The sequence below is a fragment of the Chitinophaga rhizophila genome (assembly GCF_019492185.1).
In the GTDB taxonomy this organism is placed as follows: Bacteria; Bacteroidota; Bacteroidia; order Chitinophagales; family Chitinophagaceae; genus Chitinophaga; species Chitinophaga rhizophila.
The window spans coordinates 1,087,403-1,111,720 of record NZ_JAICCF010000001.1 but is presented as its reverse complement, the minus strand read 5'-3'; the positions used below and the strand labels follow the sequence as shown (position 1 = coordinate 1,111,720).

The 24,318-nt window shown below is 42.8% G+C and carries 14 protein-coding genes and 1 pseudogene; 6 read left to right on the top strand and 9 right to left on the bottom strand.

Annotated features, from left to right (window positions below; translation table 11 throughout):
• The first annotated feature begins 574 nt into the window (after nt 1–574).
• Together K1Y79_RS04035 and ligD are read left to right on the top strand one after the other, a co-directional pair.
• A complete protein-coding gene (locus K1Y79_RS04035) occupies nt 575–871 on the top strand; it encodes a hypothetical protein (protein ID WP_220248715.1) in 297 nt (98 codons plus the stop codon).
• Nucleotides 865–2,955: pseudogene (ligD, locus tag K1Y79_RS04030) on the top strand (DNA ligase D). Before K1Y79_RS04035 ends, ligD begins: the two are co-directional and overlap by 7 nt.
• A 32-nt stretch (nt 2,956–2,987) precedes the next feature.
• Here ligD and K1Y79_RS04020 read toward each other — a convergent pair.
• The gene (locus K1Y79_RS04020; RefSeq protein ID WP_220248712.1) at nt 2,988–3,182 is read right to left on the bottom strand and encodes a DUF3606 domain-containing protein; all 195 of its coding nucleotides are present in this window, start codon (nt 3,180–3,182) and stop codon (nt 2,988–2,990) included.
• 411 nt (nt 3,183–3,593) lie between these two features.
• Between K1Y79_RS04020 and K1Y79_RS04015 the strand changes: the two genes are divergently transcribed.
• Together K1Y79_RS04015 and K1Y79_RS04010 are read left to right on the top strand one after the other, a co-directional pair.
• Nucleotides 3,594–4,055: a MauE/DoxX family redox-associated membrane protein gene (locus K1Y79_RS04015; RefSeq protein ID WP_220248711.1), complete on the top strand. Its 462-nt coding sequence runs from the start codon at nt 3,594–3,596 to the stop codon at nt 4,053–4,055.
• A gap of 77 nt (nt 4,056–4,132) precedes the next feature.
• Complete coding sequence (locus K1Y79_RS04010) at nt 4,133–4,402, top strand: hypothetical protein (protein WP_220248710.1); 270 nt, start codon at nt 4,133–4,135, stop codon at nt 4,400–4,402.
• A 350-nt stretch (nt 4,403–4,752) separates the two neighbouring features.
• Here K1Y79_RS04010 and K1Y79_RS04005 read toward each other — a convergent pair whose 3' ends face one another.
• The 3 genes from K1Y79_RS04005 to K1Y79_RS03995 are packed head-to-tail and all read right to left on the bottom strand — an operon-like array spanning nt 4,753 to nt 11,155.
• Nucleotides 4,753–6,153: a TlpA family protein disulfide reductase gene (locus K1Y79_RS04005; protein WP_220248709.1), complete on the bottom strand. Its 1,401-nt coding sequence runs from the start codon at nt 6,151–6,153 to the stop codon at nt 4,753–4,755.
• Between the two features lie 33 nt (nt 6,154–6,186).
• A complete protein-coding gene (locus K1Y79_RS04000) occupies nt 6,187–7,578 on the bottom strand; it encodes a RagB/SusD family nutrient uptake outer membrane protein (RefSeq protein ID WP_220248708.1) in 1,392 nt (463 codons plus the stop codon).
• A 10-nt stretch (nt 7,579–7,588) separates the two neighbouring features.
• Nucleotides 7,589–11,155: a SusC/RagA family TonB-linked outer membrane protein gene (locus tag K1Y79_RS03995; RefSeq protein WP_220248707.1), complete on the bottom strand. Its 3,567-nt coding sequence runs from the start codon at nt 11,153–11,155 to the stop codon at nt 7,589–7,591.
• A 316-nt stretch (nt 11,156–11,471) separates the two neighbouring features.
• On the opposite strand from K1Y79_RS03995, the gene K1Y79_RS03990 reads away from it, so the two are divergent.
• Nucleotides 11,472–12,026 carry an RNA polymerase sigma factor gene (locus K1Y79_RS03990; protein ID WP_220248706.1) on the top strand — a complete coding sequence of 185 codons (555 nt, stop codon included), beginning with the start codon at nt 11,472–11,474 and terminating at the stop codon, nt 12,024–12,026.
• Nucleotides 12,027–12,060: 34 nt separating this feature from the next.
• Nucleotides 12,061–13,170, top strand: a complete 1,110-nt coding sequence (locus K1Y79_RS03985) for a FecR domain-containing protein (protein WP_220248705.1) — start codon at nt 12,061–12,063, stop codon at nt 13,168–13,170.
• Between the two features lie 5 nt (nt 13,171–13,175).
• On the opposite strand, the gene dnaE is transcribed toward K1Y79_RS03985, so the two are convergent.
• From dnaE to K1Y79_RS03960, 5 genes are all read right to left on the bottom strand, one after another.
• Nucleotides 13,176–16,127 (bottom strand): DNA polymerase III subunit alpha, encoded by a 2,952-nt coding sequence (gene dnaE, locus K1Y79_RS03980; protein ID WP_220248704.1) that lies wholly within the window; start codon nt 16,125–16,127, stop codon nt 13,176–13,178.
• A 67-nt stretch (nt 16,128–16,194) separates the two neighbouring features.
• Nucleotides 16,195–17,334, bottom strand: coding sequence for a DNA polymerase IV (dinB, locus tag K1Y79_RS03975; RefSeq protein WP_220248703.1), 1,140 nt, complete (start codon nt 17,332–17,334; stop codon nt 16,195–16,197).
• Between the two features lie 314 nt (nt 17,335–17,648).
• The gene (locus K1Y79_RS03970) at nt 17,649–18,599 is read right to left on the bottom strand and encodes a hypothetical protein (RefSeq protein ID WP_220248702.1); all 951 of its coding nucleotides are present in this window, start codon (nt 18,597–18,599) and stop codon (nt 17,649–17,651) included.
• Between the two features lie 163 nt (nt 18,600–18,762).
• Nucleotides 18,763–23,043 (bottom strand): efflux RND transporter permease subunit, encoded by a 4,281-nt coding sequence (locus K1Y79_RS03965; protein WP_220248701.1) that lies wholly within the window; start codon nt 23,041–23,043, stop codon nt 18,763–18,765.
• A 15-nt stretch (nt 23,044–23,058) separates the two neighbouring features.
• Nucleotides 23,059–24,078, bottom strand: a complete 1,020-nt coding sequence (locus K1Y79_RS03960; protein WP_220248700.1) for an efflux RND transporter periplasmic adaptor subunit — start codon at nt 24,076–24,078, stop codon at nt 23,059–23,061.
• Nucleotides 24,079–24,318 lie beyond the last annotated feature (240 nt).

The following is a 24,318-nucleotide window of genomic DNA, read 5'->3' as shown; positions in this document are numbered from 1 at the left end:
ATCTCCGCTAATGCATGAGCGATTGAAGCGGTATCCTCCCGTTTCGGGAGATACAAGCGGAAAGCGCGGCCCGGAGGGCATGCCCCAGCCAGACAACAAACTGTAATCATTTAGAAATGGCGGAACAAAAAGGTAATTTTGTTATTTAAGTGGGTAACAGGTTTCTCATGTTTGTATCCAGGCGATGCAAATTGTTCGTAACCAAATAAACATGGCCAAATACCGATTTCGTGCCGAATGCCTTTCCGATGTGAAGGAGCTTGCGATCTTACTTTCAGGTGATAAAATCCTGATAACTAAAAATACTGACATACCGGATGTTGAGGTAGAATTGACTACGGAAAGGGTAGGGGTGAAATTCTGTACTTTATCAGCACTATTGAAGATGGGCATGTGATGCGGGAAACGCTTGCCCTGGCAGAAAAATATACCGGTAACCGCGTATACTTTAACGATGAGTCGGAATCCATAAACTAATGTTTTCTTCTACTGTTCACCCTGGCTAACCTTATGATCAGCTCGTTGCAGAACTGCCGTGGAATACTTATTGAAGTAACAAGTTAAATGACTAGTTATGGAACAAATGAATATGGCGGGTTTGGAACTCGTTCCCATGGACTACGAGAACGAGCCACTTCCCAAAGAGGTGAAGGAACTTCGTCCGGCTGTCTATTTAGACGGAGACGCCTATTGTGTAATTCTTGGTCCTGATCCACAAGAGGGCGTTTTTGGATGCTCATGTACGAAAGAGGGGGCCATAGAAGACTGGAGAAACCATCTTTTAAGCCGCATAGCGCACCCATCAGAGGAGGACAACTTTGCTCTTGAGGTTATTGATATGCTTAAGACAAGCAAAAATGACGTATGGTAACCCGTGCAAAGGCAGTCAAGTCCAGGAAAACGCCGTATCCTGAATTTATTGAACCGATGCTGTGTTTGCTTACGGACAAACCTGTTCAGAGCACAGCATATCTTTATGAAATAAAGTGGGACGGCTATCGGCTTATCGCATATGTTAATAAAAAGAGTGTACGTCTGATGACCAGGGGTGGTAAGGATTATACCAGCCGTTACCCGATTATTGTTCGTGCGCTTCGGCAATTGAATATTGTAGCTGTGCTTGATGGCGAGATGGTCGTCTTCGACAATGAGCAAAAGCCGGATTTCCATGCAGTACAGTTATATAACGGTTCAGATTCGGATCCGATTTACTATTGTGTATTTGATCTGTTATACTTAAACGGTAATACCCTTTTTGATATACCGCTCGAAGAACGTAAGAAACGACTATCTGACCTGGTAAGCGGAAATGAATGGCTCATGTTAAGCGAGTCATTTGAAGATGGCCCCGGTCTGTTTGCAGAAATGCAAAAAAGAGGGTGGGAGGGCATTGTCGCTAAACGCAAAGACAGCACCTACCTACCTGGAAAACGTGTCGACAGTTGGCTTAAAATACCTACGCGCAAACAGCAGGAGTTCGTCATCGGCGGATGGGTTGAATCTTCCTCTACCGGCCGGTCATTCAAATCCCTCTTATTTGGGGCGTATAAGGACGGTGAGTTCAGATGGGTGGGTAGAAGTGGTAGCGGCTATAAGCAAAAGGAAATGCCCGGCATTCTCGAGCGTTTAAAACCCCTGGAGATTACAAAGACACCGTTTGTAAACAAAGTTCTGGACGTAGGGGATGCGAAAATTCATTATATCAAGCCGCAGCTGGTAGCTTTCTTTGAATTTGCAGACTGGACAAGTACCGGAAGAATCCGTAAACCAGCAACTTTCAAGGGCTTCCGCTTTGACAAAAATGCCTCACAAGTGCTGCTTGAAATGCCGGTTCGGGCACCAGTTAGCGCCGGTCAGGCTAAAAAAAACTCCGAACCAAAGTCCAAGAAGGAGAAGCCTGTTAGAGAGACTACTTCGTCCTACACGAAGCGAAAGCCAGCTTATCTGAATGCATCCTCCGCCTGGAAGGAGGTGGATAAGTCCTGGGCAGGCAAGGAAAAAATGACATTTGAACTGGAAAACTGCTCTATCGAATTACATAATGTGGATCGGGTACTTTGGAAAGATGTAACCAAAGCGCACCTGGTAATGTATTACCAAAGAATTGCACCCTACCTGTTACCCTATATTCAAGACCGGCCCCAAAGCCTGAACCTTCGTTTGAGTGGCGTTACAGGAAAGGCCACTTTCTTAAAAGATATGGAAAACCGCCAGCCGGACTGTGCTACCCTCTACACTGAAAAGCGAAAGCATCATAAGGATGACAAACGGGATATCATTCAATACCTGGTGACCAACAACCTGGAAACCTTGCTATTCATGATCGATGTTGGCTGTATTGATGTCAATCCCTGGAACGCCAGGTGGCAACAGCCCGACGAGCCAGATTTTGTGATTATTGAACTCGATCCCACAATACCCGACCATCTGGAACATGGGGCAGTCGGAATAGAAATCGACAATCAAGGATTTAAGAAAGCAATTCAGGTGGCAAAAGCCGTTAAAAAGGTAATGGATAAGTATGGTATACAGGGATTTCCCAAAACTTCGTGAAAAACGGGTATTCATGTATACATTCCTTGTAAAGGTTTTACGACCATGCAGGCACGGCAGTTAGCTGAAAAACTCGCTGCAGAAGTATTGAAGCTGGTACCGGTTATCGGTACCATAGAGCGTGAGAAAAAAGATCGGGGAGATAAAGTTTATATAGATACCAGCCAAAACGACCATGCGGACACGCTGGCGGCACCGTATTGTGTCCGGCCGTATCATGAACCACTGGTAAGCACTCCGCTTGACTGGAGCGAGATCAATGCAAAGCTTGACCGCTGGAAATTTACCATGCATACCATAGAGAAGAGATTGAAAGCAAGCGGAGATCTCTTTAAGTCAGTGCTGGACGAACGTATACGAGTGGCAAATTCCAGGCTACTATCAAAAATGCTCAACAAGTAAACGGAAAGCCAACCAAGTGGTTGGCTTCAAAATCAGGAATTGCCTTTCAGGGATTCCAATTTTTTATAGATGTCTTCTCTAAGCGGTCCATTCTCTTTGATTGCCGCGAGTACCTGCCCATGTGACAATTCAGGAAACTGCCTATGGACAAATTCCACTTCGCTTGGATCATTCGCATCTACTCTTACTCTGTCTTGCTGACCAACATTTTGTTTACTATCTGACATAACAAAAGCGTTTTAAAGTTAACAATATGAGTACATGTGTACAGATATTGTGCCGGTTGTGATAAATCCATACACGGGCAACGGACAAATGGCAGACAGCAGCACCAGAAATATGACGAGTCAGAAAATTCCGGATCTCCTAAGTATTCCAATATTTCAGCATAGTAACTTAGTATTAACAACAACGAAAATATAATGATGCCTGCTAAAGAGATATGATAAACCTTTCGTTAACTCAGGTGAAAATCTATGAAAAATTAGTACCATTAACGTTACCTGTAATTTATAAAAAGATGCTTATATACTTACAAGCCTCATTATAACCTTTGCCAATAGTATAGTTACCATTTAACTGCTGTACGTAGCCTGCCAGTTTTGGCTTAACAATAATTTCTTAAAGTTCCTTGTAATATGAAAAGCTCAAAGTCAGTCTTTGTGGAGATCGTTTCTGCACTCTATATCATGCTGTTTTTATATGCATCCATAACAAAGCTTCGATTTTATGATCAGTCTATTCAGCAAATGGATATGCAACCGTTTCCCAACCAACTATCAGCATTGATTTTATGGTCTATCTCTATTATTGAATTGGTAGTAGCGATTGGTTTGCTGTTTAGCAAAACACGCAAGGTAGCATTGCTCATTGGTGTTGGATTGATGATCCTATTTACAGGATATATTTCTACTGTCATGTTGCATGTGTATGCTCATGTTCCATGCAGTTGTGGTGGTGTTATTTCTGAGCTATCGTGGGGGCAGCACTTGTTATTGAACCTTTTTTATGTAGTAATGGGCATTGCTGCGCTCCTTAACACAAACAGGTTACGGCAAGGAGCTGCATTCTATGCTCCCAACAAGTTCCAGCATTCTTAGTATAGCGCTATATAAATGGGCTCTTCACTAGCCGCAATAGTGAAAAACATTAATTGTTAACTAAAAAATTCAACAAAATGAAACGTACAAAAATTATCGCAATGGCATCTGCACTGGTATTAGGAATTGGTGGCGCTTTCGCAACCCGACCTACAGTTACTTATTTCGCGGTTGAAGATGCGCCAGGATCAAACTCTTACCACTGGGAAACTACTAACCCAGAGAGCCGTGGTTATGCATGTGTAGCAGGTCCTGCAAGATGTTCTGCAAACTGGACATCTACTCCAATATCTAATCAGCTTCCTGCTGGTCAGCCTTCTCAGAACCTGATCTACAGAATGCAGTAAATGTATATGGCTACCGGTTTAATACCGGTAGCCATTCCTATTTATTCAACAGTGTAAATTCCCAGAGAATTACTCTTATGGATAATGGTAACCACAAACAGAGGATCTTTTTATCACTTGCTGCAATTTTCAGCATTTTAATGGCATTGGCCGCTAAACCTGTGACTATTTACTATGCAGTGGAAGATGCACCAGGGTCGAGTAGCTACCATTGGGTAACAGCATTAAAAAAAGGCTATATCTGTGTTCCAGGACCTGCCCGGTGCTCTGCTAACTGGACAACCATGCCTGTGTCAAATCAACTTCCGTCTGGTCAGCCTAGTACCAACTGGATCAATAGAGAACTGTAATTATAGTGCAGCCGCTTCACGGATGATGTTTATAATACTTTTACCGTTATCATTTCTAGGATCTACCGGGAAATCTAATAATTTACGACTTTTGTCAATAACTATCAATGTCGGATAGGCCGTTACTTCAAAAAATGATACGATGGGATGTTTATCACCCTGACCAGCCGTATAAAGGTTGACTTGCTCAGCCGATGAGTACTTTCCAGATTTGACGCTAGTTCTCCATTGATTGAGGCTTTTGTCGATTGATATACTTAGAAACTCGACCGGCAGATTTTTTAATTCCTGTTGAATACTATCCATTTTGGGCTTTAGTCCCTTACATGCAGAACATCCGGTAAACCAGAAATCCAGGACTACTACTTTACCAGAAAATTTTGAAAGTGAGACCGGCAGATTATCACCATTTTTCAAAGTAAAGTCCTGAACCAGGGCCCCTTTCTTCTTTTGTCCTGCTCGCGTCACTATGCCTTTAAAATCGATGTTTGAAAAGCCCGACGCAAGGCCAACTGGGATTCCATTGACGATGGAAGCATTTTGCCTATCCCTGTAGATAATAAATGCCAGTATTTTCTCCTTTAGTTCACCTTGATACCGGTTATTGATATCGGTAAGGCATTGCCCCCAGTCGAATGTATCCCCCACCCAATAGGCGTTATTAACGCGGGATTTTGCATAGACAAAGCCTGGATAAACGTCACTATAAAAAAGGGATGTTGTGTCAACTGAAATGCCACATTGTTGTTGAAGCTTGTCTTCTGAAGGCAATTCACTCAGTTTACCATAGGCATGAAACCTCCAGATTTGAGTAAGCTGAAGGCTAATATTTGCATAAAAAGTATTTGCCTGAAGAACCTGGAAAGCCGTCCTTGAAAGATTGCTACGCATCGTCTTTAAATACGCTAATTGATCGCAGGTCAATTGATTGCGGACTTCGAAGAAGTTGGTTAATGCTGACGTGTCTTGGGGCCAACCGCTATCGCCGACAGCCTTTATCTGATCAACTTTACGTTGGACAAGTATTTTTTCTGCGCCCTTTCCTGTAAAACTATAAGCAGCAGAATCAATGCCGACAGTTATCTGGTCTCCAGGTTCTATCAAACCCTTTGACACAATAGGAACTTCATTAGGGTCTGGACTCACCAAATCAAAATATTGAAGAGAGTCCGATAGAGGAATGTCAAAGTGATAAAAATGCCCAACTCGCCTAGGCTTAATTGTATCCCTTAGGAGCGGATGATAATCGAAGGTTCCATACTTCAATAATACAACATATGGTGGCTTATTGTTCCAGGATTGTTTTGTTATCACTTGAATGGTAGCATTTACGTTCTGCGCATGTGCTTGGCTAAATGCCGCTGAAAATGTGATAATCGAACAAACTATAAATCTGAGCATAAGATCTTTTTAATTGCCTGAACCTCCTAAAATCTATCTTGGATTTTGTTCAAGGTTACTTAATTGGATTTCTTGCACTGGAATAGGGAGCGCATACCTGGCATCATTAGGTACCAGCTTATAGGTGTTGTTATCGATAACCCTCGTAATAGTTCTATTATAGTTTCCTTTTTTATTGAGTCTTCGCAGGTCTGTCCATTGAAGCCCTCGATATAAAAGTTCTTTTTCCCGTTCCTTCAGAATGACTGCTAATGCCTCTTCTTTATTTGCGGCTGTTATAGGTACGTAAGGCACTGAATTATTAAACCTTGTTTTCAGCAGGGTGTTTAAATCCTCTAACGCTGGTGCCACCCGTCCGAGCCTGGCTGAAGACTCCGCTCTAATCAGGTAAATTTCATCATTTGCAAGGCCGGAGAATGTTTGATTCCGGAAATCATAGCTGCCACGAAACCTGATTTGCCCATTGAAATTGATGAAAAAATGGGATCGGCGCAGGTCATTTGTGGCATACGACTTATATAATGTAGAATCTATAATGCCCCTTGATCTAAGCATAACAAGGTACGGCACGACCGTTCTATGGAAGATATCTTCTTCCAAAAACGCTGTCGTAATAGTGAAGTTGGTAGGTGTGAGTGTATTGTAATCTGTGAGCGTACTATTTATTTGTAGACTTTCATTGGCGTATTGATAGGCCTTTTCGTAATTACCGATAGATAAATAAATCCTCGCCAGTAGCGCGTTAGCTGTTAGTTTGGATGGCTGTGTCTTTAAAGACGCATTGGTAGGTAATAACGAAATAGCAACCTCCAGGTCTGAGAGAATTTGATCATAGCAGTGTTTCACTGAAGACCTGGTGGATTTTATATTTAAGTCAGACGATAACCTGATAGGTATACCCGGATCAGTAGCAAATGTTGCTGAATCAAATGGCACAGAAAACGCCTGAACCAATGAATAAAATGCATAACTCCTGTAAAACAGCGCAGCCCCTTTGATTTCGTTCCATCTTTTGATTTCTGAAGTGGAAGGTGTAAGGTCAGACAGACCATCTAAAATCGTATTGGCATAGTAGACCTGAGAGTAGGGGTTGCTCCAGTCCCGCGTAGTTACTAGTGAGCCTTCATATAAGTCCTTCGCCCATATATAGGCATTCTTTTCTACCACATCAAAAAGTGAAGACCAGGTGGTTGGCAACACATAATAACTTTCGGAAGATACTAATGGCAATCCCGGATCGGCCTGGCTGTTAAAGACACTTTCGTTGTTTAGCAGTAACTGGTAATCATCCAAGGTCTCTGGGACGATTAGTTTTTGATCAGACTTAGCGTCTAAAAATTCATCTTGCTTGCTGCAGCCTGAAAAAGATAGACCTAGAGCAATGGTTATAACAACTGTGGCGGCTTGAATGTACTTGTTGTTCATAAATTACTTTTTAGAAGTTTGCTCTCACACCAAAAGAGTAGGTTCGGGGTAAAGGCAAGCCCCCGGCATAAGTGTCCGGATCAAGCCCTTGCTTATTTGCTTTCCAAATGATACCCACATTATTTGCACACGCGTAAAGCTGCAATGATTTAAATGGAAGTTTAGGTAATTGCGACTTTGTGAAAGTGTAGGTTAGATTAATATCCTGTAGCCGGATATGATCTCCTTTTTCAACAAGTTTGTCTGTTAACAGGTAGAAGTTGTCCCTATTGGGATCCAAATCCGGAGGCAAAACCAGAGAAGGTACATCGGTGAAATTTTCGTCACCAGGTTTCTGCCACCGGTTAACAAAATCTTTATGTCCTTTCCAGTTTAGTAAATCCGTATAACTGACTGAACTTCTTCTAAAGTAGTAATTTAGCTTATAGATAATGTTGATGGATAATGACCAAGACTTGTAAGCGAACGTATTTCGGAATGAGCCAAAGGTCGTTGGCCGGGCTGAACCGTGAAATTGTACGCTATCGATGTTTGTAGAAGTCAGAATTGCATTATAATCTTCGCTGGGTGATCCTTTTACATAACCCCTTGGATTACCGTTTTGCGGGTTAAGCCCTGCGCTCTGGTAACTATAGATAGCGAATAAGGGTTTACCAATTAATGGATAAATGGTTCCGCCATCGCCTGCGCCGTATTGTAAAAATGTATTTGCTGTAAAAGTCTCGTTGTATTGGGTGACTTTGTCCAGGGCATAACTGAACAGGAAATTAGATGTCCAGTTAAAATTAGTTATCGTTACTGGTTTAATTGTCAGATTAATATCCCATCCCTTGCCGCTTGTACTGGCTGTATTACCCCTGAACGATGGTATTCCTGTTGAGGGAGCCAAAGGAGAATTGCTGATAAGGTCAATCCCTTTTTTGATATAAAAATCAATGTTGGCGTTCAGGATGTTGTTTCGCGTTCCCAGGTCTAAGCCGAAATTGATCATTCTTACTCTTTCCCATCTCAGCCTGGGATTGCCAGCATTGGCAATTTGAGCATAGGTTATATTCGTATAATATGAGTTTGTCAGCTGTTGAATAGTGGTCACTGCGGCAACTGAGCGGTCAACATTGCCACTGTATCCATAGGTCATCCGTAACTTTCCATAGGGAATAGCTGAGAAGTGATAGAAGCTTTCATTTGAAAACTGCCAGCTTAATCCACCCGAATATAGAGGCACCGACTTTTCATTAGTGCGTACTCCGAATATATTTGATTTGTCGATTCTGGCGCTTCCTGATATAGTGTATTTGCTGTCATAAGTATACGATCCATTAGCGAAATAAGACAGGTAACGATCATTTAAGCGGCCAAAGGAAATGTTATTCGGTATTTGAGACGCATATCCGTAAGGTGTACGCAAATAAAAGTTTACGAAATCAACGTTGCTAAAAGTCTCACTTTCCTTGTCATAACCATAGGAGGTATTAGCATTGGACTTCGTGGTAGCCGCATTTATTTCAGCACCGGCAAGGGCCGCAAAAACGCCTTTGCCGACCGTTTGATTGTAATTCAGTTGAATTCTTCCCCGGTGAGAATTAATATATTGATTGTTGGACTGCAAAATACCGCCTAATGGAACGGGGTGAATATCATTCGCAGCATCTGTATACTGGTTATATAAATCACGGGCGTAGTATGTTTGTTTGCTATAATAGTTTTCAGTAATCGAACTTGATTTTTGGAACTGGTACTTAGCTTCCAGGTTTAAGCAAGGAAAGAACGTGTATTTAAAGGCGGCGCTTACACGCGTATCCGTTACATTCACACTATTATCGGCAAAATTTAATTCATCCAATGGCCGGTATTTCCAATCTAAAAGACCGGGGCCAGGATTGTCGGTAAAAGAGGATGCGTAATCCCTGGCGACAGCCAAATGTGCTCCATCGGCTCCAGAAAGTTGAGCATAAGGATAAAGCGGTTTGCCAACACCAGCATTTAATTCTGCAGCCGTATTATTGATATTCTCTTTGGCGAAGGTGGAAATCACTCCCAGCGAAAACTGCAGGTTTTTAACGGGATAAAAATTAAGCGTAGAATTGATAGTAATGCGGTTTCTATCATTGCCCACCTTGTTAAGTAAGTCCCTATCATAACCTAGGGATAGGTAATAATCCGCATTTTGACTTCCGCCCCGTAAGTTGATAGCATATTGTTGAGTCGTGCTTTTCCTATAAAGATATTTAGATATATCGCCCCTTAAATCAATGCCGGTAAGCGCATTAATCTGCGCATCTGCTTGAGTCATGGTAATCTCGCCATTGCGGGCCTGGTTTAATAGGGAGACCACTGGGGAAAGGACCTGGACCGGATCGCCAATTTGGCTATCATAGTAGCCTAGATTAAATAGTTGTTTCTCCACCGGTATAAATTCTGTGGAGGCTAAAAATCTGGGATCGTAATAAAGATTGGGCTTATTCCCTGTGGTTACATTGGCATTCACTTCAACTGATAGCGGCAGGTTTTGCCTTCCTTTTTTTGTCGTTATTACTATCACGCCATTACCAGATCGAACGCCCCAAATGGAAGATGCAGCTGCGTCTTTTAATACTGTAATGGATTGAATATCGTTCGGGTTTATGTTGTTGATATTGCCATCGTAAGGAAAGTTGTCCAGAACGATCAAAGGCTGGTCATTTGCAAAAAGTGTACTGTGCCCGCGAATGCTGATATCGGAACCGGTCGTTGAACCAGCGGTTGTCTTGTTAAATAGCAAACCCGGAACATTACCTTCCAATCGGCTTAGCACGTCTGGACTAACCCTTTTATTAAATAATTCGTTATTTACCTGGGCAAAACTACCGGTAGAACGTTCCTTGGGAACAAATTGGTAGCCGGTGCTAACCACTTCCGCCGCAGTCAGTTCGTTAACCTGCTCATTTAATGAGATCTCTATCGTTCTATTGTCTAACACTGGCATTTCGACTCTGTCGAAGCCAACATTTGTAATTACCAAAACGGTTGGCGTACTAACGCCTTCTAAAATGAATTTCCCATCCGTGTCCGCAATCGCGCTTTTTTTCCCATTTTTGATGGCAATCGATGCACCCGGAAGCGGTGATCCATTGCGCGCCTTTACAATTCCAGTTATGGCTGGTGTTGAAGGCGAAGACGTCTGAGTTGATTTTTTGTCAGACGAATCTTTTGAACGGGAGATAACTATTGATTTGTCTTCAATAAGCCAGCTCACGCCTTTTCCCCCCAGGATCTTTGCCAATACAGTATTTACCGGTTCATTGTCAACATCGATAGTTTGCTTACTATTGCGGTCCAGGTCGTCATCTGATCCATTGAAATAAAGGCCGGTCTGCTGCGTAATCTTCTGAAAAATTTCTTTCAGTGTTACGTTTTTCAGATGTAATGTGACTTTTCGATCTGCCGGCCGTCCCTGTGCCAAACTAACCTGAGAAATGATCGTTAAAGCAAATAGCAATAAGGCCGCCCTAAGGCGTAATTGACACACACGACAATTAAGCATAAGTGTTTGGTTGGTTTGTATAAATATTATTCCCCTTAATAACTGGACGATCATAATTACCAAACGTTGCTAATTTGGACAAGTTTTTCGGAAATATTAAAATCTTCGAATAAATGAGCGCTTTTTTAAATACAATAATGACTCCGCATATATACGTGTAATCTTGCCGTTGAAATGTTTAGCGCAGTAGGGGAGAGTATCGTTCACATTTGTAGATTTGCCAGTCACTTAGTAAATTCGTGTAAACAGCATGAAAATAGGCCAATCAATTTTTTAGGCTTATGTGCCTTGAATTTATGATCATACACCAACCAAATCTTTTACCTACAATGATTGAACACTGTTGATTGTCATGCAATTATAGACAAGTATGGATTTTAATGATTCTGAAAAAGAGCTTTTGGGGCTGTTAAAAAGTGACAGTACTGCTGCTTTTGATGCTATTTTCCAGCGGCATAAGCAAAAGGTGTATCTGATGGCGCTGGCAACCTTACATGATTCAAATGATGCCCAGGATATTGTGCAGGACGTATTTCTAATGTTATGGAATAAGCGTCGTGACCTTGATATATCGGCTTCGCTTAAGAGCTATTTAATCACAGCGGCAAAAAATAAGTCGTTAGATCTAATCAAAAGAAGGGGGCATCACAAAAAATATACAGACCAGATTGCCCATCAATCTGAGGCATATGCACCGGTGAGCCGCTTCGACGCAGAAGAGACCAAAAGAAAAGTAAATCTTGCGCTTTCCCAGGTTACTTCTAACACTGGCAGGGAAGCAATCAGTTTGTATTATCTGGAAGAACTTTCTCACCAGCAAACTGGTCAGCAACTAGGTATATCTGGTTTATCATCGAAAAGCTATGTCTTTAAAGCGATTCGGCAGATCAGAAAGTATTTCCAAGAAAAAGAAGGAAACCGATAACGTTTTGAGTTTTCCATCGTCTATAGATTAGTATATGAAACATACGCCTGACGAGATCGACGCCCTCATAATATCCTTTATTGACGGTGATATTTCAGAAAAGGAGCATTCCGTTCTGCAAGAGCTCATTGCTAGTGATCCCTCTATTAATTCAAGGTTTAACGAATTGGTTCATCGGTTTAATAATGTCGCCTCGCGACAAGAGCGGGAAGAGGCATTGGCACATATAACTGCAAACAGTATCATTAACCGGCATAAAAAAGCACGTCGGGTACAAATCGCTGCCTGGACAGCTGCTGCTTCGTTAATAATCGTGTTGGGTATTTTCCTGGTATTGAGTAAGCAAGCACCTGAAAAGGTACTGGCTACAAAGGACGTGAAGGCCAACGGTGTTACCCTGGATTTAGGTGATGGGCAAACAATCGATCTTGATCAGGAAAAGTCAACGATTGCTCATAACGGCATGGCTTTTCATAATTCCAATCAAACCTTAGCCTATGCATCTGGTAATGGATCGACAGCTAAAGCTACCATTAGCGTTGCTCCGGGCAGGTTTTACCACCTGCAGTTATCTGACGGAACTAAGCTCATTATAAATTCTGATTCGAAGGTCAGGTTTCCTATTTCTTTTTCAGGTCCTTCCAGGGAAATATGGATGGAAGGTGAAGCCTATTTAGATGTTGCCTCCAATAGTGCCTCACCCTTTATCGTGCATTTAGCGAAGAGTAAAATTGAAGTTCTAGGTACCAGGTTTAATGTCAGCACTTATGATACCGTTGAGAAGGTATCCCTAGCCAGTGGAAAGGTAAAAGTACGTACTGGCTTAGATAGCGTTTATTTATCTCCCGGATTTCAATCATTCGTCCCGTCTGAAGATGGAAAAATTTCAGTTGAGCGTTTCGATGAAGAAACGGAATTCAGCTGGACGCAAGGCATATTTCATTACGATACAGATCTTGGCACCATTGCAGCAGCTGTTTACCGGTGGTATGGCATCAAAATGATTGTCAGTGACCGGGTAAAAAAACAGCGATTCTACGGCATTATTGACAGAAATGAACCTATCGACAACTTTCTAAATCGATTAAAGCTGACTGCTAAGATTGAATACCAGAAAATGCAGGATTCTGTCATCATTAAGTAATCAATCTAAGAAAACCTTGGATCTGGCCGGATAGGTAACAGTTCCATTCTATCAACGATAATACTTGGGAATCCGAAAGAAAGGGTGACCTTACCTAAGATCAAATATACCCCCTCGCCGCGGAATGGGTTTTGTCTAAAAGCCTGCGGGAAATGAACGGTATCAAAAAAGTCTTCATTCATGTCGTAGAATGTGCCAAATGCCATTAATTCCTCTCTTACTGTTTCCGAACCTTTCGTAGTAACCAACTTTCCCATAATGCGAATCGTCTGCCCGATATACTGAGAAAGTGTTTTGGCTACGATCGGGCACCTGGTTTTAGCCACCAGCATATCAAACGGAGAAACAGAAAATGAGAAGCCAAAAATCTCCTTTTCGTCGTAAAAATGCTCCTCGGGCATTATTTCAAAGTTGGGTAAGGTAATAGATTGTTCTACAGCCGCTCTGAACAGTGGCTGGTTGTCCGAAGGCTTTTTCTTGCCCGTTCGTTTGCCAGCCAATAATATATTCAAATGCCAAAGCAATGCTTTCTTATCCAGGTTGGTAAATCTTAACGCGCCGGCACGGACGAGCAAGGTGGCCTGTTCAATGCTAATTTGAGTTCTGTTTAGAAAATCTTCCAAGCCGGTAAAAGCTCCCTGATGATGACGGCTTCTTAAAATTACCTCTACAGTTTCTTCCTTTAGACTGTCTATCAGGTCGAGGCCCAGATAAATGTCATTATCACGAATCGAAGTTTCATAGCGGCCGTTGTTTACACAGGGTAGATGAACACAGGCGCCCGTCTTTTGTGCTTCTGTAATGTATACCCAGGTGCTATAAAAGCCACCTTTGTTGTTAATCACAGCCACCATGAACTCCCTGGGATAATATGTTTTTAAAACAAGGCTCTGATAGGATTCAACAGCAAAGGCTGCGGAATGAGCCTTGGAAAATGAATACCCGGCAAAGGATTCAATTTGCCTCCAGATTTCCTGGGTCACATGCATATCACCCCATTTCTGCCTTGCGTAGTCAAAAAACTTGCCTTTTATTTCCGGCAAGTGGTGCGCGCCACGGTTCTTACCGGACATCAGTCTTCTAAGTACATCCGCTTCCGCCAGATCAAGGCCACCATAGTGGTGCCCGATTTTGAGCACATCTTCCTGGTAGATCATGACCCCATAAGTTTCAGAAAGATGATCCTTCATTACCGGATGTAGATATTGGGTGCTATCAGGTGTTCTATGCCTTTTGATATATTCATCCATCATGCCGCTTGATCCAACGCCGGGTCGGATAATGGAACTTGCCGCTACAAGGGTTAGGTAGTTATCACATTCAAGCTTACTTAAAACGCCACGCATTGCTGGACTTTCAATATAAAAGCAACCAATAGTATCGGCGGTTTTCAATTGCGCGTTGACCTTTGGATCACGCTTTAGCGACTCTATGTCATGTACATCCAAGGTCACACCATGGTTGGATTGAATGATCTGAACCGCTTCGTTTATATGCCCTATACCTCTTTGAGAAAGGATATCCAATTTCTCAAAACCTATATTTTCGGCTGTGTACATGTCAAACTGTGTCGTCCTTAATCCTTTGGGAGGCATGTCCAAGGCACAATAGGCAGTGATCGGTTCTTCTGAAATCAGAATGCCGCCTGCATGGATACTACGGGAGTTAGGAAATTCCTTATAGCGGTTCCTGGCAGCTAAAATCTTTTGTGCAATCCGGTTGTCTTTGGGGATGCGATCCGGATAGTGAGAAATCATCTTAATTTCTTGCTCCGGAAGGCCGTATACCTTGCCTAGCTCTCTGACAATGGACTTATGCTGGAAGGTGATCGTTGTACCGATCATTGCCGTGTGTTCTTTTCTCCATTTGCCAAAGAGGTAATTGGTTACTTCATCGCGGTCTTTCCACGAAAAATCAATATCAAAGTCAGGTGGTGCTTTTCTCTTAGGATTTAAAAAGCGTTCAAAGTAAAGATCCAGCTGCATAGGACAGACATTGGTAATGCGAAGGCAATACGCGACGATGCTATTGGCGCCACTACCACGACCAACATGGTACATACCCCGCCAGGTCGCATAAACGATGGTATCCCATGTAATGAGAAAGTAAGCAGAGAATCCTAACCTGTCGATTATCTCCAGTTCATGTTTCACCCGGCGTAACGCTTCCGGGTTATTGCCGTAGCGTTGTCGGCAACCTTCGTGAGCCAATTTCTCCAGGAGTAACCTGTCCTCGTAAACAGAGCCGGTGTAGGTCTTTTTATTTTTACAGCTATCGAAATCAAAGTCAAACGAACATTTTTCCAGCAATTGGGTCGTATTGGTAATGATGCGGCTATGGTGGCGAAACTGGCTGATTAATACCTCCGGCGGTAGCGGCGTTTCATCCGGCGCAGCTATCTGGTTCGGTTCCAGGTGTGACAGTAGGGTATTGAAACAGATGGCCCGCAACTGCTGGTGGAACTCGTAATCATTTCTTGAGGCGATAGTGACCGGATGCCACATAACCAGCCTTTCCAGGAAGCTGCGGTCTTTGCCGTAAAGCTGCGTGAGCTGAGATGCTTTTATGCCAATATATTCGAAATCTCTTAGCGTTACAGGAATGTCTTTAGAAAATGGATAAATGACAAAAACATGATTCCACTCAGGTGCCACTGACTGAAAGGGTCGGTTTTGTTCGCTGTGCAGCGTCAGAAATTCATTGAGTTCCTGGAATCCTTTTGTGTTTTTGGCAATTCCGATAAACTTTAGTTCGTTGCCGTTCCTGAATTCAACGCCACCAAGGCCGTTGAATTTTTTGGCTTTTGCCTCTCTTATAAATTCAAGCACGCCGGTACTATTGTTTATGTCAGTCAGGACGGCCGTATCGTGACCATTTTGGATCAGCGTATTGATTAGATGCTCGACGGGAATTGTCCCGTATTGCAATGAAAAGGCAGAGTGTACGTTAATTAGCATGTCATCAATCTCGTTTCAATCATTGTTCATTCAGGTACATGCATAGGTAGTTAGTGTCAGTATGTTTTTAGCGAATAATCGCCTTTGTAATGGCATCCGCACCATAGCGCTTTTTGATGCCATCCAGCGCCTGGTAGAGCTTAAGATTGGTCTGTGTATCTCCAAAAAGATCTATCTGGTAATTGCCATTGACGAACCCGTTTAATTTTACGCCGATCAGCCTGATCATCATTCGCCGTTCATAAAGCTTATGAAATAATTCCAGTGCTTTTGTCCCAATTACATCATCAATTGAGCTGTAAACGATTTTGCCTTGTTTGGATTCCGTGTCCCAGTTTGAATACCTGATCTTGACGGTAACCGTGGACGCCAACCGGTTCAATTGTCGTAAGTCAAAGGCTAATTCTCCCACCATCTTTAGTATAGTTTTCCGTAGTAAGACCAGGTCCATGGTATCTTGTTCAAAGGTTTCTTCGCGGCTCATGGATTTTTGCTCACTATAAGGTACAACCGGAGAATCATCTATTCCATTCGCTTTCTCCCAGATGGTCCTTCCATTCTTTTGCAGGACGGCTTCCATTTGGTTGACGCTCAGGTCCTGGACTTGCTTGATCGTTTTGACACCCAAAAGGCCCAACTGTTCGGAAGTCTGCTCACCAACTCCAGGAATTTTACGAACAGGAAGCGGCGCCAGGAAATTTCTTTCCGTGCCTGATGAAACCATAATTTCATTATTGGGCTTGGCCTTGCCGGTGGCGATCTTGGACACAGTTTTATTCACCGATAGTCCGCTGGACATCGGTAAATGTGTGTGTTTAATAATACGTTTCCTTAGTTCCTGTGCCCATTTTTGAGCACCTAAAAAACGGTCCATGCCAGATATGTCCAGATAGAATTCGTCTATCGAGGATTTTTCTGTTACCGGCGCTGATTCCCTCAGGATATCAGTAATCTCGTCCGAAACTTTTGAATATAAGTCCATGTCCCCCCTTCGAACTATGGCATCCTTACAGAGCGCCAATGCCATCTTCATAGACATACCACTGCGGATGCCGTATTGTCTCGCTTCATATGAACAAGACGCTACGACGGCGCGGTCAGAATAACCGCCAATCAATACAGGTTTGCCCTTCAGGCTTGTATCAGCTCTTTGCTCCACGGACACAAAAAATGTGTCCATGTCAAAGTGAACAATGCACGTTTCCATAACCTTCCCTTTTACATCGTGATCTAAAAAGACCCGTGATGCCTTATGCGCATAAATATCATGGGTACGGATATCGTTGTTTTCTCACTACAACGTTACTAATATTTTTAGCATTTTACTAAAACTAGATATCCGCAATTAGGAAAATGCTGAAAATCAACTGTATACTCATAAGAAAATCGCGAATAGAAACCCGCGATTTGTTATTCACGTCATCAAAAAATCAAGAATTTTTCACGCATTAAAGGAGTATTTCCGTCAAAATGCGTGGGTATTTATGAATGCAATCAAAAAACGCCGATGTATGAAGTCTTCTAAAGTTTTATGGTGCTGATTTTAACGTCCGCAAAGAATTTCTCTTTTGCAAGGTTTATGGTGATGACGGCATGGCTGTCCGCCAATTTGATTTTCAATCCGCCTGAACATAAGGAAGCATACCTTCCTATGATGTCGAAGGCATCACGCACGAAATCCTCGTCATCCATTTGTTCGGCACTGCTGATATACAGAGATAGATCTTTTCCGGCCGCCGTTTTAAAGGAATACTCAAATTGAATTTCGTCTGCGAACTCCATTGCGTGGAATGCGTAAGTGCTATTTAGACTAGCATAGGCAATCAGTAAAAGATGAATGCAGGCGTTGAGATGTTGAAAAATTGGATTATTGCCTATGATTTTTGTATTCATTCCTTCCTGCCAAAATTGAAGTACCTGGATATTCAGTGATTCATAAGTTTGAAGCATGGCGTCGGGAGTAGCAAAATGAGTGGGAAGCGTGATGATTTGCTTTTCCGGTTTGGAATCGCCGCCGGCATGTTCTTGTAGCCAGGCTCGATTAAATAAAACATGCTCATAGGCCGATGCAATATTGGACAAAAAACGTCTTTTCGCTTCGTGCATTGTCATTTCTGTTGATGCTATCACAGATTCCAGCAAAGCTGCGCCTTTTTTTCGTGCCTGCTCTTCAGGTCCAATGCCGTATTCCGGGTTTGGTACCTCAGAGACTGTTTTCACAGCTTTTTTAAAGGTGCGCAGGTAAGCATCGGAGAAAAAATCATTGATCCGTGCTTCATCGTGTGTCGATATCTTCACACCGCGTCCAATATGCTTAAAATTCCTGCAAACTGATTCTATCATTGCATCATCAAATTTCGCCAGGTCAGTTAGAGCACTGCTTTTCGTGTGCGCATCAGTAGCCCGTGGATCTTTGAATAACCTTGTCAGCTTATGGCGTAAGCCACTCAGCAGGTTCAGTAGTTTTACCATTATCGTAATTGAGTTTTCGTGGTAAGACAATCAGGATTATAAGCCCTTTTTCGGTAGTCAGACTGCGACCTTTACCAGTTTTCTTCAAACCAAAAGCACTGGTCAGAAGACCTTTTATTGAGGATTACTGGGTGTCTTTCCTCGCGGTATATCATTGCATGAGTCATTCAGTCAGGTAACGCAATTGTGATTGAAGAATACAGAGATCCCTTTTACTATCTGCAATATTGGATTTTGCTTGTATGAGGTTTTGCACCGCGAAAAGGACAGTTTGCTCGTTAAAAACACCTGCCTTTTGCATATCCTTCGCTGAACATAACTGCTCAAATGATAGATTCGCCAATTGCTCATTGAGATGAAGTTGCGCCTGGGCCTCCCTGATCTGAATTTGCAATTGATTATATTGTTCCTGCAAGTTGTCAGCCTGGATTTTTCTTTCTATTGCCGCTCCACGTAGTCTTAAGCTTTGCAAATATTTGCGGTAAGTGATTCGGCCAAAGTCTGAAACCGGAATACTAAGCCGTATACCCGCCAAATATCCAAGCCAACGTTGATCGGTAAATAGTGCGTTTTGCCCTGCTATTTGACTTACATACCCGTTCGCTACAAAGGCAACTGTTGGACTATGATATTTTCGGAGTAAACGGTAGTTATTTTTCTCAATTTCCACCTGTAAATCAAAAGGCTTTATTGCTGGAAACTTCACAGGGTTGGTTTCCTGTGGCATGGGCTGGTCTCTTAGTAATTTGTCAAAGGAGGAATCTGCGATCTCCCAGTCATTATCATCAAGCATCCTAGACAGGGATTGGCGCAAATGGGAACACGTACCCGCAGTATGCAAGCTGTCGAGTTGTATCCTGGCTACTTGAATCTCGAGTTCTTTAACGGCATTGGCGCTGATCATACCCAAGTCGCGGAAGTGAAGCGCCTGGGTAACGAGTTCGTGCATATATTTTTGTGTTTGCTTTATCGCCTGTTTCTTTTCAGACAATGCAATTAATTCAAAATAAAGTTGCTCCGCAGTCTGAAGAACTGTGGATGCTGTCAGGTTAACGGCTGTTTGTGAAAGCTCTTGCTTTAGCCTTGCCTCCCTCATTATGTTTTGTTGCGTTGGCAAAAGAAGTGGTTGTACCAGTTGCACACTGGTAAATAGCCCCTGAGATGGCAAGATTTTACCAATATGGTTATCAATTCCATAACCGGTAAGATTTGCCTCGACAACTGGTCGATAATTATGGCGTAGAAGACTGGTGTTTGCTTGGGACATCCGCAGAGAATTTACGGCTGCGACATGTTTATAGCTGTATAGCAAGGCTCGGCTACGACAATCTTCTAACGTTAAGATCTTTTGACCATTCGCGCTCAAACATAAGATCAACATTGTTACAGTCGACAGTAGTAATTTTCGTTTCTTAAGACGAAGGGCTGAAACGCGGATCAACAACACGGGAAACACAGTCAAGGTGAACATCGTGTAAGCCAACAGGCCAAAGCAAAGGGACGCTGCGAACGGTCCCCATAATGCCATTCCGCTAAATGCCATCGGCAGCAATGCCAATGCAGCTGAAAGGCATGTTAAGATAATAGGTCGTGCTCTGTGAATGGTTGCTTTGAGCGTCGCCTCTGGCAATTGATAGTTGAAGGACTCAAGGTTGCCAATTTCTTCCAAAAGGATAATCGCATTTCTTATCGCAATACCTAACACCGCGATTGTTCCCATTATAGCCATAAATCCAAGGGGGGCGCTGGTGATTCTCAGACCTATGGCAACACCCACCAGTATAAACGGGAAACTACATGCAACGGCGGCGGTTTTACGAATACTTCCAAACAACGGAAATACGATCAGGAATATAAGTAATGCAGTAATAGCAAAGGATGTTAACAAACCGGGCAGGTTCTCATTGACATCCTGCCAGGCTCCGGCAACCTCATAATTGCTCATTGCCGCGTTCGATAAGCTCAGCTTTTTGTATAACTCATAAGTTATATCAAGGGCCGTTCTTTCTTTGGTAAGATCCCCGCTTACCGTAAAGGTTCGATTTCCCGCAATATGTGGAATATTGAATGGTAGCCAACTCATTTTTATGCTGGCAAAGTCGGTCAACGGAATGAAACTTCCACTGACTGCCGGAATATACATTTCCATCATGGACTGGTAAAGGTTAGGATTTATACTTGTTTTTAAGATCAAGGGGTAATGGTTGTCGTTGAATGTTATATCAGAAACTGGTATTCCTTCGATATTAGCCACTAAGTATTGTGATAGTGTCGCATTTGAGATTCCTTTGAGTGATGCCGTTGGCTTATCCACAAGAACGGTAGCCTGCAAAACTTTATCGCTACCTAAAATAGACGTACTTCTAATTCCGCTAGTACTAGACATAAATCTTTCAACCTCTGAGGCTTGTTTTGTCATGCTTGCTAAGTCTTCTCCTAGTACACGTACTTCAATGGGCGCTGCCGTTTGATTATAGCTTAATGGCCTGATACGAATCCTGGCATTAATGTCGACCTTATCTAGTTGATGCTGAAGAGAGACTATAAGCTTCTTGGTAGCGGATTTGCCAGTAGTCATTACAAGAATTTGCGCACGGTGACTCGCAGGCATTGGGGGCGCATACGTTGCGTGAAACCTTGGAGCGACCGTTCCGTTAAAAACGAGTGTCCGAATGATGCCATTTTGTTTGTGAAGTATACTGTCGATATCCCTAGTAGTTTTTGAAACCTTTTCCGAAGCCGTCCCTGGCCGCAAATCAACCTCTATTGTGAACTGTTTGGTATCAGCATCAGGGAACATTTCAAGAGGCCCTGTCGCCAGAAAATATAAGGCGAGAGCCACCAAACTGTAGGCTCCTGCAAGTGCCATTACCCAATGGCGGTTTAATTTGCCCAGCGTTTCCTGATAATTCCTGTGCAAAGATTCCACCAGTGCTGTTCGTCTTGTTTGCCTTTTATAGGTGGGTAATACTGGCATTACCAACTGCAAAAGAAGCGGCATTACCGTTATTGACACAATCAATGAACTTGTTAATGCTATAGCAATGGTCGGTGCCAAAGGTTGTAATAGCTGCCCAGCCAATCCATCTAAGATAAAGTGCATCGGAAGGAAAGTGACAATGATACAAGCAGTTGCAATAGCGATGGATATGAAGAATTTTCGCGTGGCGTGGATCACTGCCTGGTATGGTGTATTTCCTTTTGAAAGCCTTTCTGTATACGCGTCTGCAATTACAATTGCATCATCCGTCAAGGCACCAAACACAATCATTATGGCAGCCAGGGATACCTGGTTGATAGTTATGCCGATGCACCGCATAGCTGCCAGAGAGAGTAATATGGAAAACGGGGCGGATAATGCCGCTAATACGGCAATGCGAAAAGGAAGCAGGAAAGCCAGTATTGCAAATACAGTAATCATTGCAATGGTGAGTTCCACAGAGAACTGATTAACTGTATCTGCAACAAATGCAGGTTCATCAATTACCTTTTCTATGGATATATCTTCTGAAACAATTGCCTTGATATCACTTAAGGAACGGTCTATTTGTCTTCCAAAATTTAGTGTATTATACCCATGCTGCATGGCAACTGCCAAAACAATACAAGATTTTCCTTTTGATTCAATGGTAGGTTGATGTTCTACATACTGAAAATTGATATCTGCGATATCACGTAGACGGACGGCATGATCATTCCCGTTAAAAATTAATATTTCCTCCACGAAGCTCTTGCCAACAAATCTGCCATCAGCCGAAAATGGAATATTCAATTGGTTTGTTGTAAATGTACCGGAATGGAGAAGTATGTTTTGTGACTGGATGATAGCCGCTACATGGGAAAGCGACAGGCGATATTGACGAAGTTTTTCCGGGTCCAGGTGAATCAATAGCTCCTTTTGCTGACGACCATATTGCTTGATTTGCCATGCCTGGGGAATTTTCCTCAATTGATTTTCCAGTTTATCAGCAACCGACTGAAGTTCATCAATTGTTTTGGTTTCAGATGATATACTAATGAGTGTGCTGACAACGGTTGAAAAATCAGTATTGAGCATGGACTCCCTGGCATTCAGCGGAAGTTGATTTTTAAAGGTGGCTAATTGTAAACGGAGTTTATTCCAAAATACATCCGGTTCTTTAATCTTATCATGCAGGGTAATGGTTATGAAACTCATCCCTGGTTGAGATATTGAAGTGGTCTTTTTCATTTTGACCTCTTCAAATTGTGACAATAGCTTTTCTATCGGCGCGGTGACCTCTTTTTCAACCTGGTATGCATTTGCACCAGGGTAGGGAGTCATTAATAGTGCTTGCCGAATGACCAAAGGCGGATCAGCAGCCCTTGGCAACTGGTAAAATGCGACCATACCGCAGAGCATCAGCAATATTGAAAATATGGCGACTATTTTTTTGCGCGTTACTATGTAATGAAGAAGAGACATTGATCATTTATGAGGTTAGAATACTTTTTGTCCTACGCTAAGGTTAAACTGTCCTTGATTGATGTAGGGTTGGCCTTTCGGCTTGTCTTCACTGAGCGTTACTATCGCAGAATCTCCGACGGTTTCCCGGACTGAAACAGGTAAAAATTGAATGGTGCCGTTCTCCACGATCTTAATTCCTGTTTCCGCGCCTTCGTTGTAGGAGATAGCGGCGGTTGGTATTTTGAAGACCTTTGCGGTTGCAGGGCCATGGATGCCAACTTCAGCCATCATACCAACGGAAATATTATTGCGATACCGGATTGGTATTTTGCCCGTGTAGCAACCTGTCGATGGATCTGGCACAGGGGCTACCGTTTCAATGCGTGTAAGTTCCATTTCATGAACCTGTGGTATAAGGAAGTAACAGGCCATATCGGTACGTACTTCATGAACCTGAGATTGTGGTATGGTAAATTCAATTACCAGATTCTTAGAAACGATGGAAAGGCATGGCGTACCTGCGCCGATTACGGTTCCCGGTTGAAGATGGATTGAACTGATAACCCCATCCATAGGTGCATATAGATTAGTTTCAGAAAGGTTTTTGGCGGCCATGGCGGCATCTGTATTTGCGACCTGGAGGGCAAATTCTGCGGTTTTATGTGCAACGTCGGTTTCATGTCCCTGGTTATGCAACTGCGTAGACCGTTGATAATCCTCAGTCAGTTTAGTCACCTGTAAGCGGGCTTTATCTAATTGGAGCTTATAAGGAGACATTTCCAGGGTCATGAGCAGCTGGCCTTTTTTTACCTTGCTGCCTTCTTTCACAGTAAGCCGGTGGATTCTTCCCGGCACCAGAAAGCTAAGTTGTACTGATTGTGCAGGGATTACTCTGCCGGAAAACTTAGTGTAATTCACTGCCGTTTCAGGAATTTTGAGGTAGTCTTTTGTCCATTTAGGCGCGTTTACTGCCGGTGTCGTATCCTTATGGGTATTACAGGACATGAGGAGTGGCAATAGCCATCCAGTCCTTGTGAGTTTGGGTGTCTTCATTTCGTGAGTTGTTGGGATTGCAAAAGCTTGTTGTGGTCAATTTGGGGAAGGCCCTATTTGGGGCCTATGCGCTATGTGATATGCTGTCCCGGCATATCGACAATACAATCGGAAATATCAGCTGATGTTAATTGTGAGGTGGCGCTTGGAATGTCGCGTTTATTTCTGTTCATGGTTATAGATTTTATAACCCTACAGCATAAAAAAGGCGCGGTACTCAACTCGCCCCCGGACCCGGTC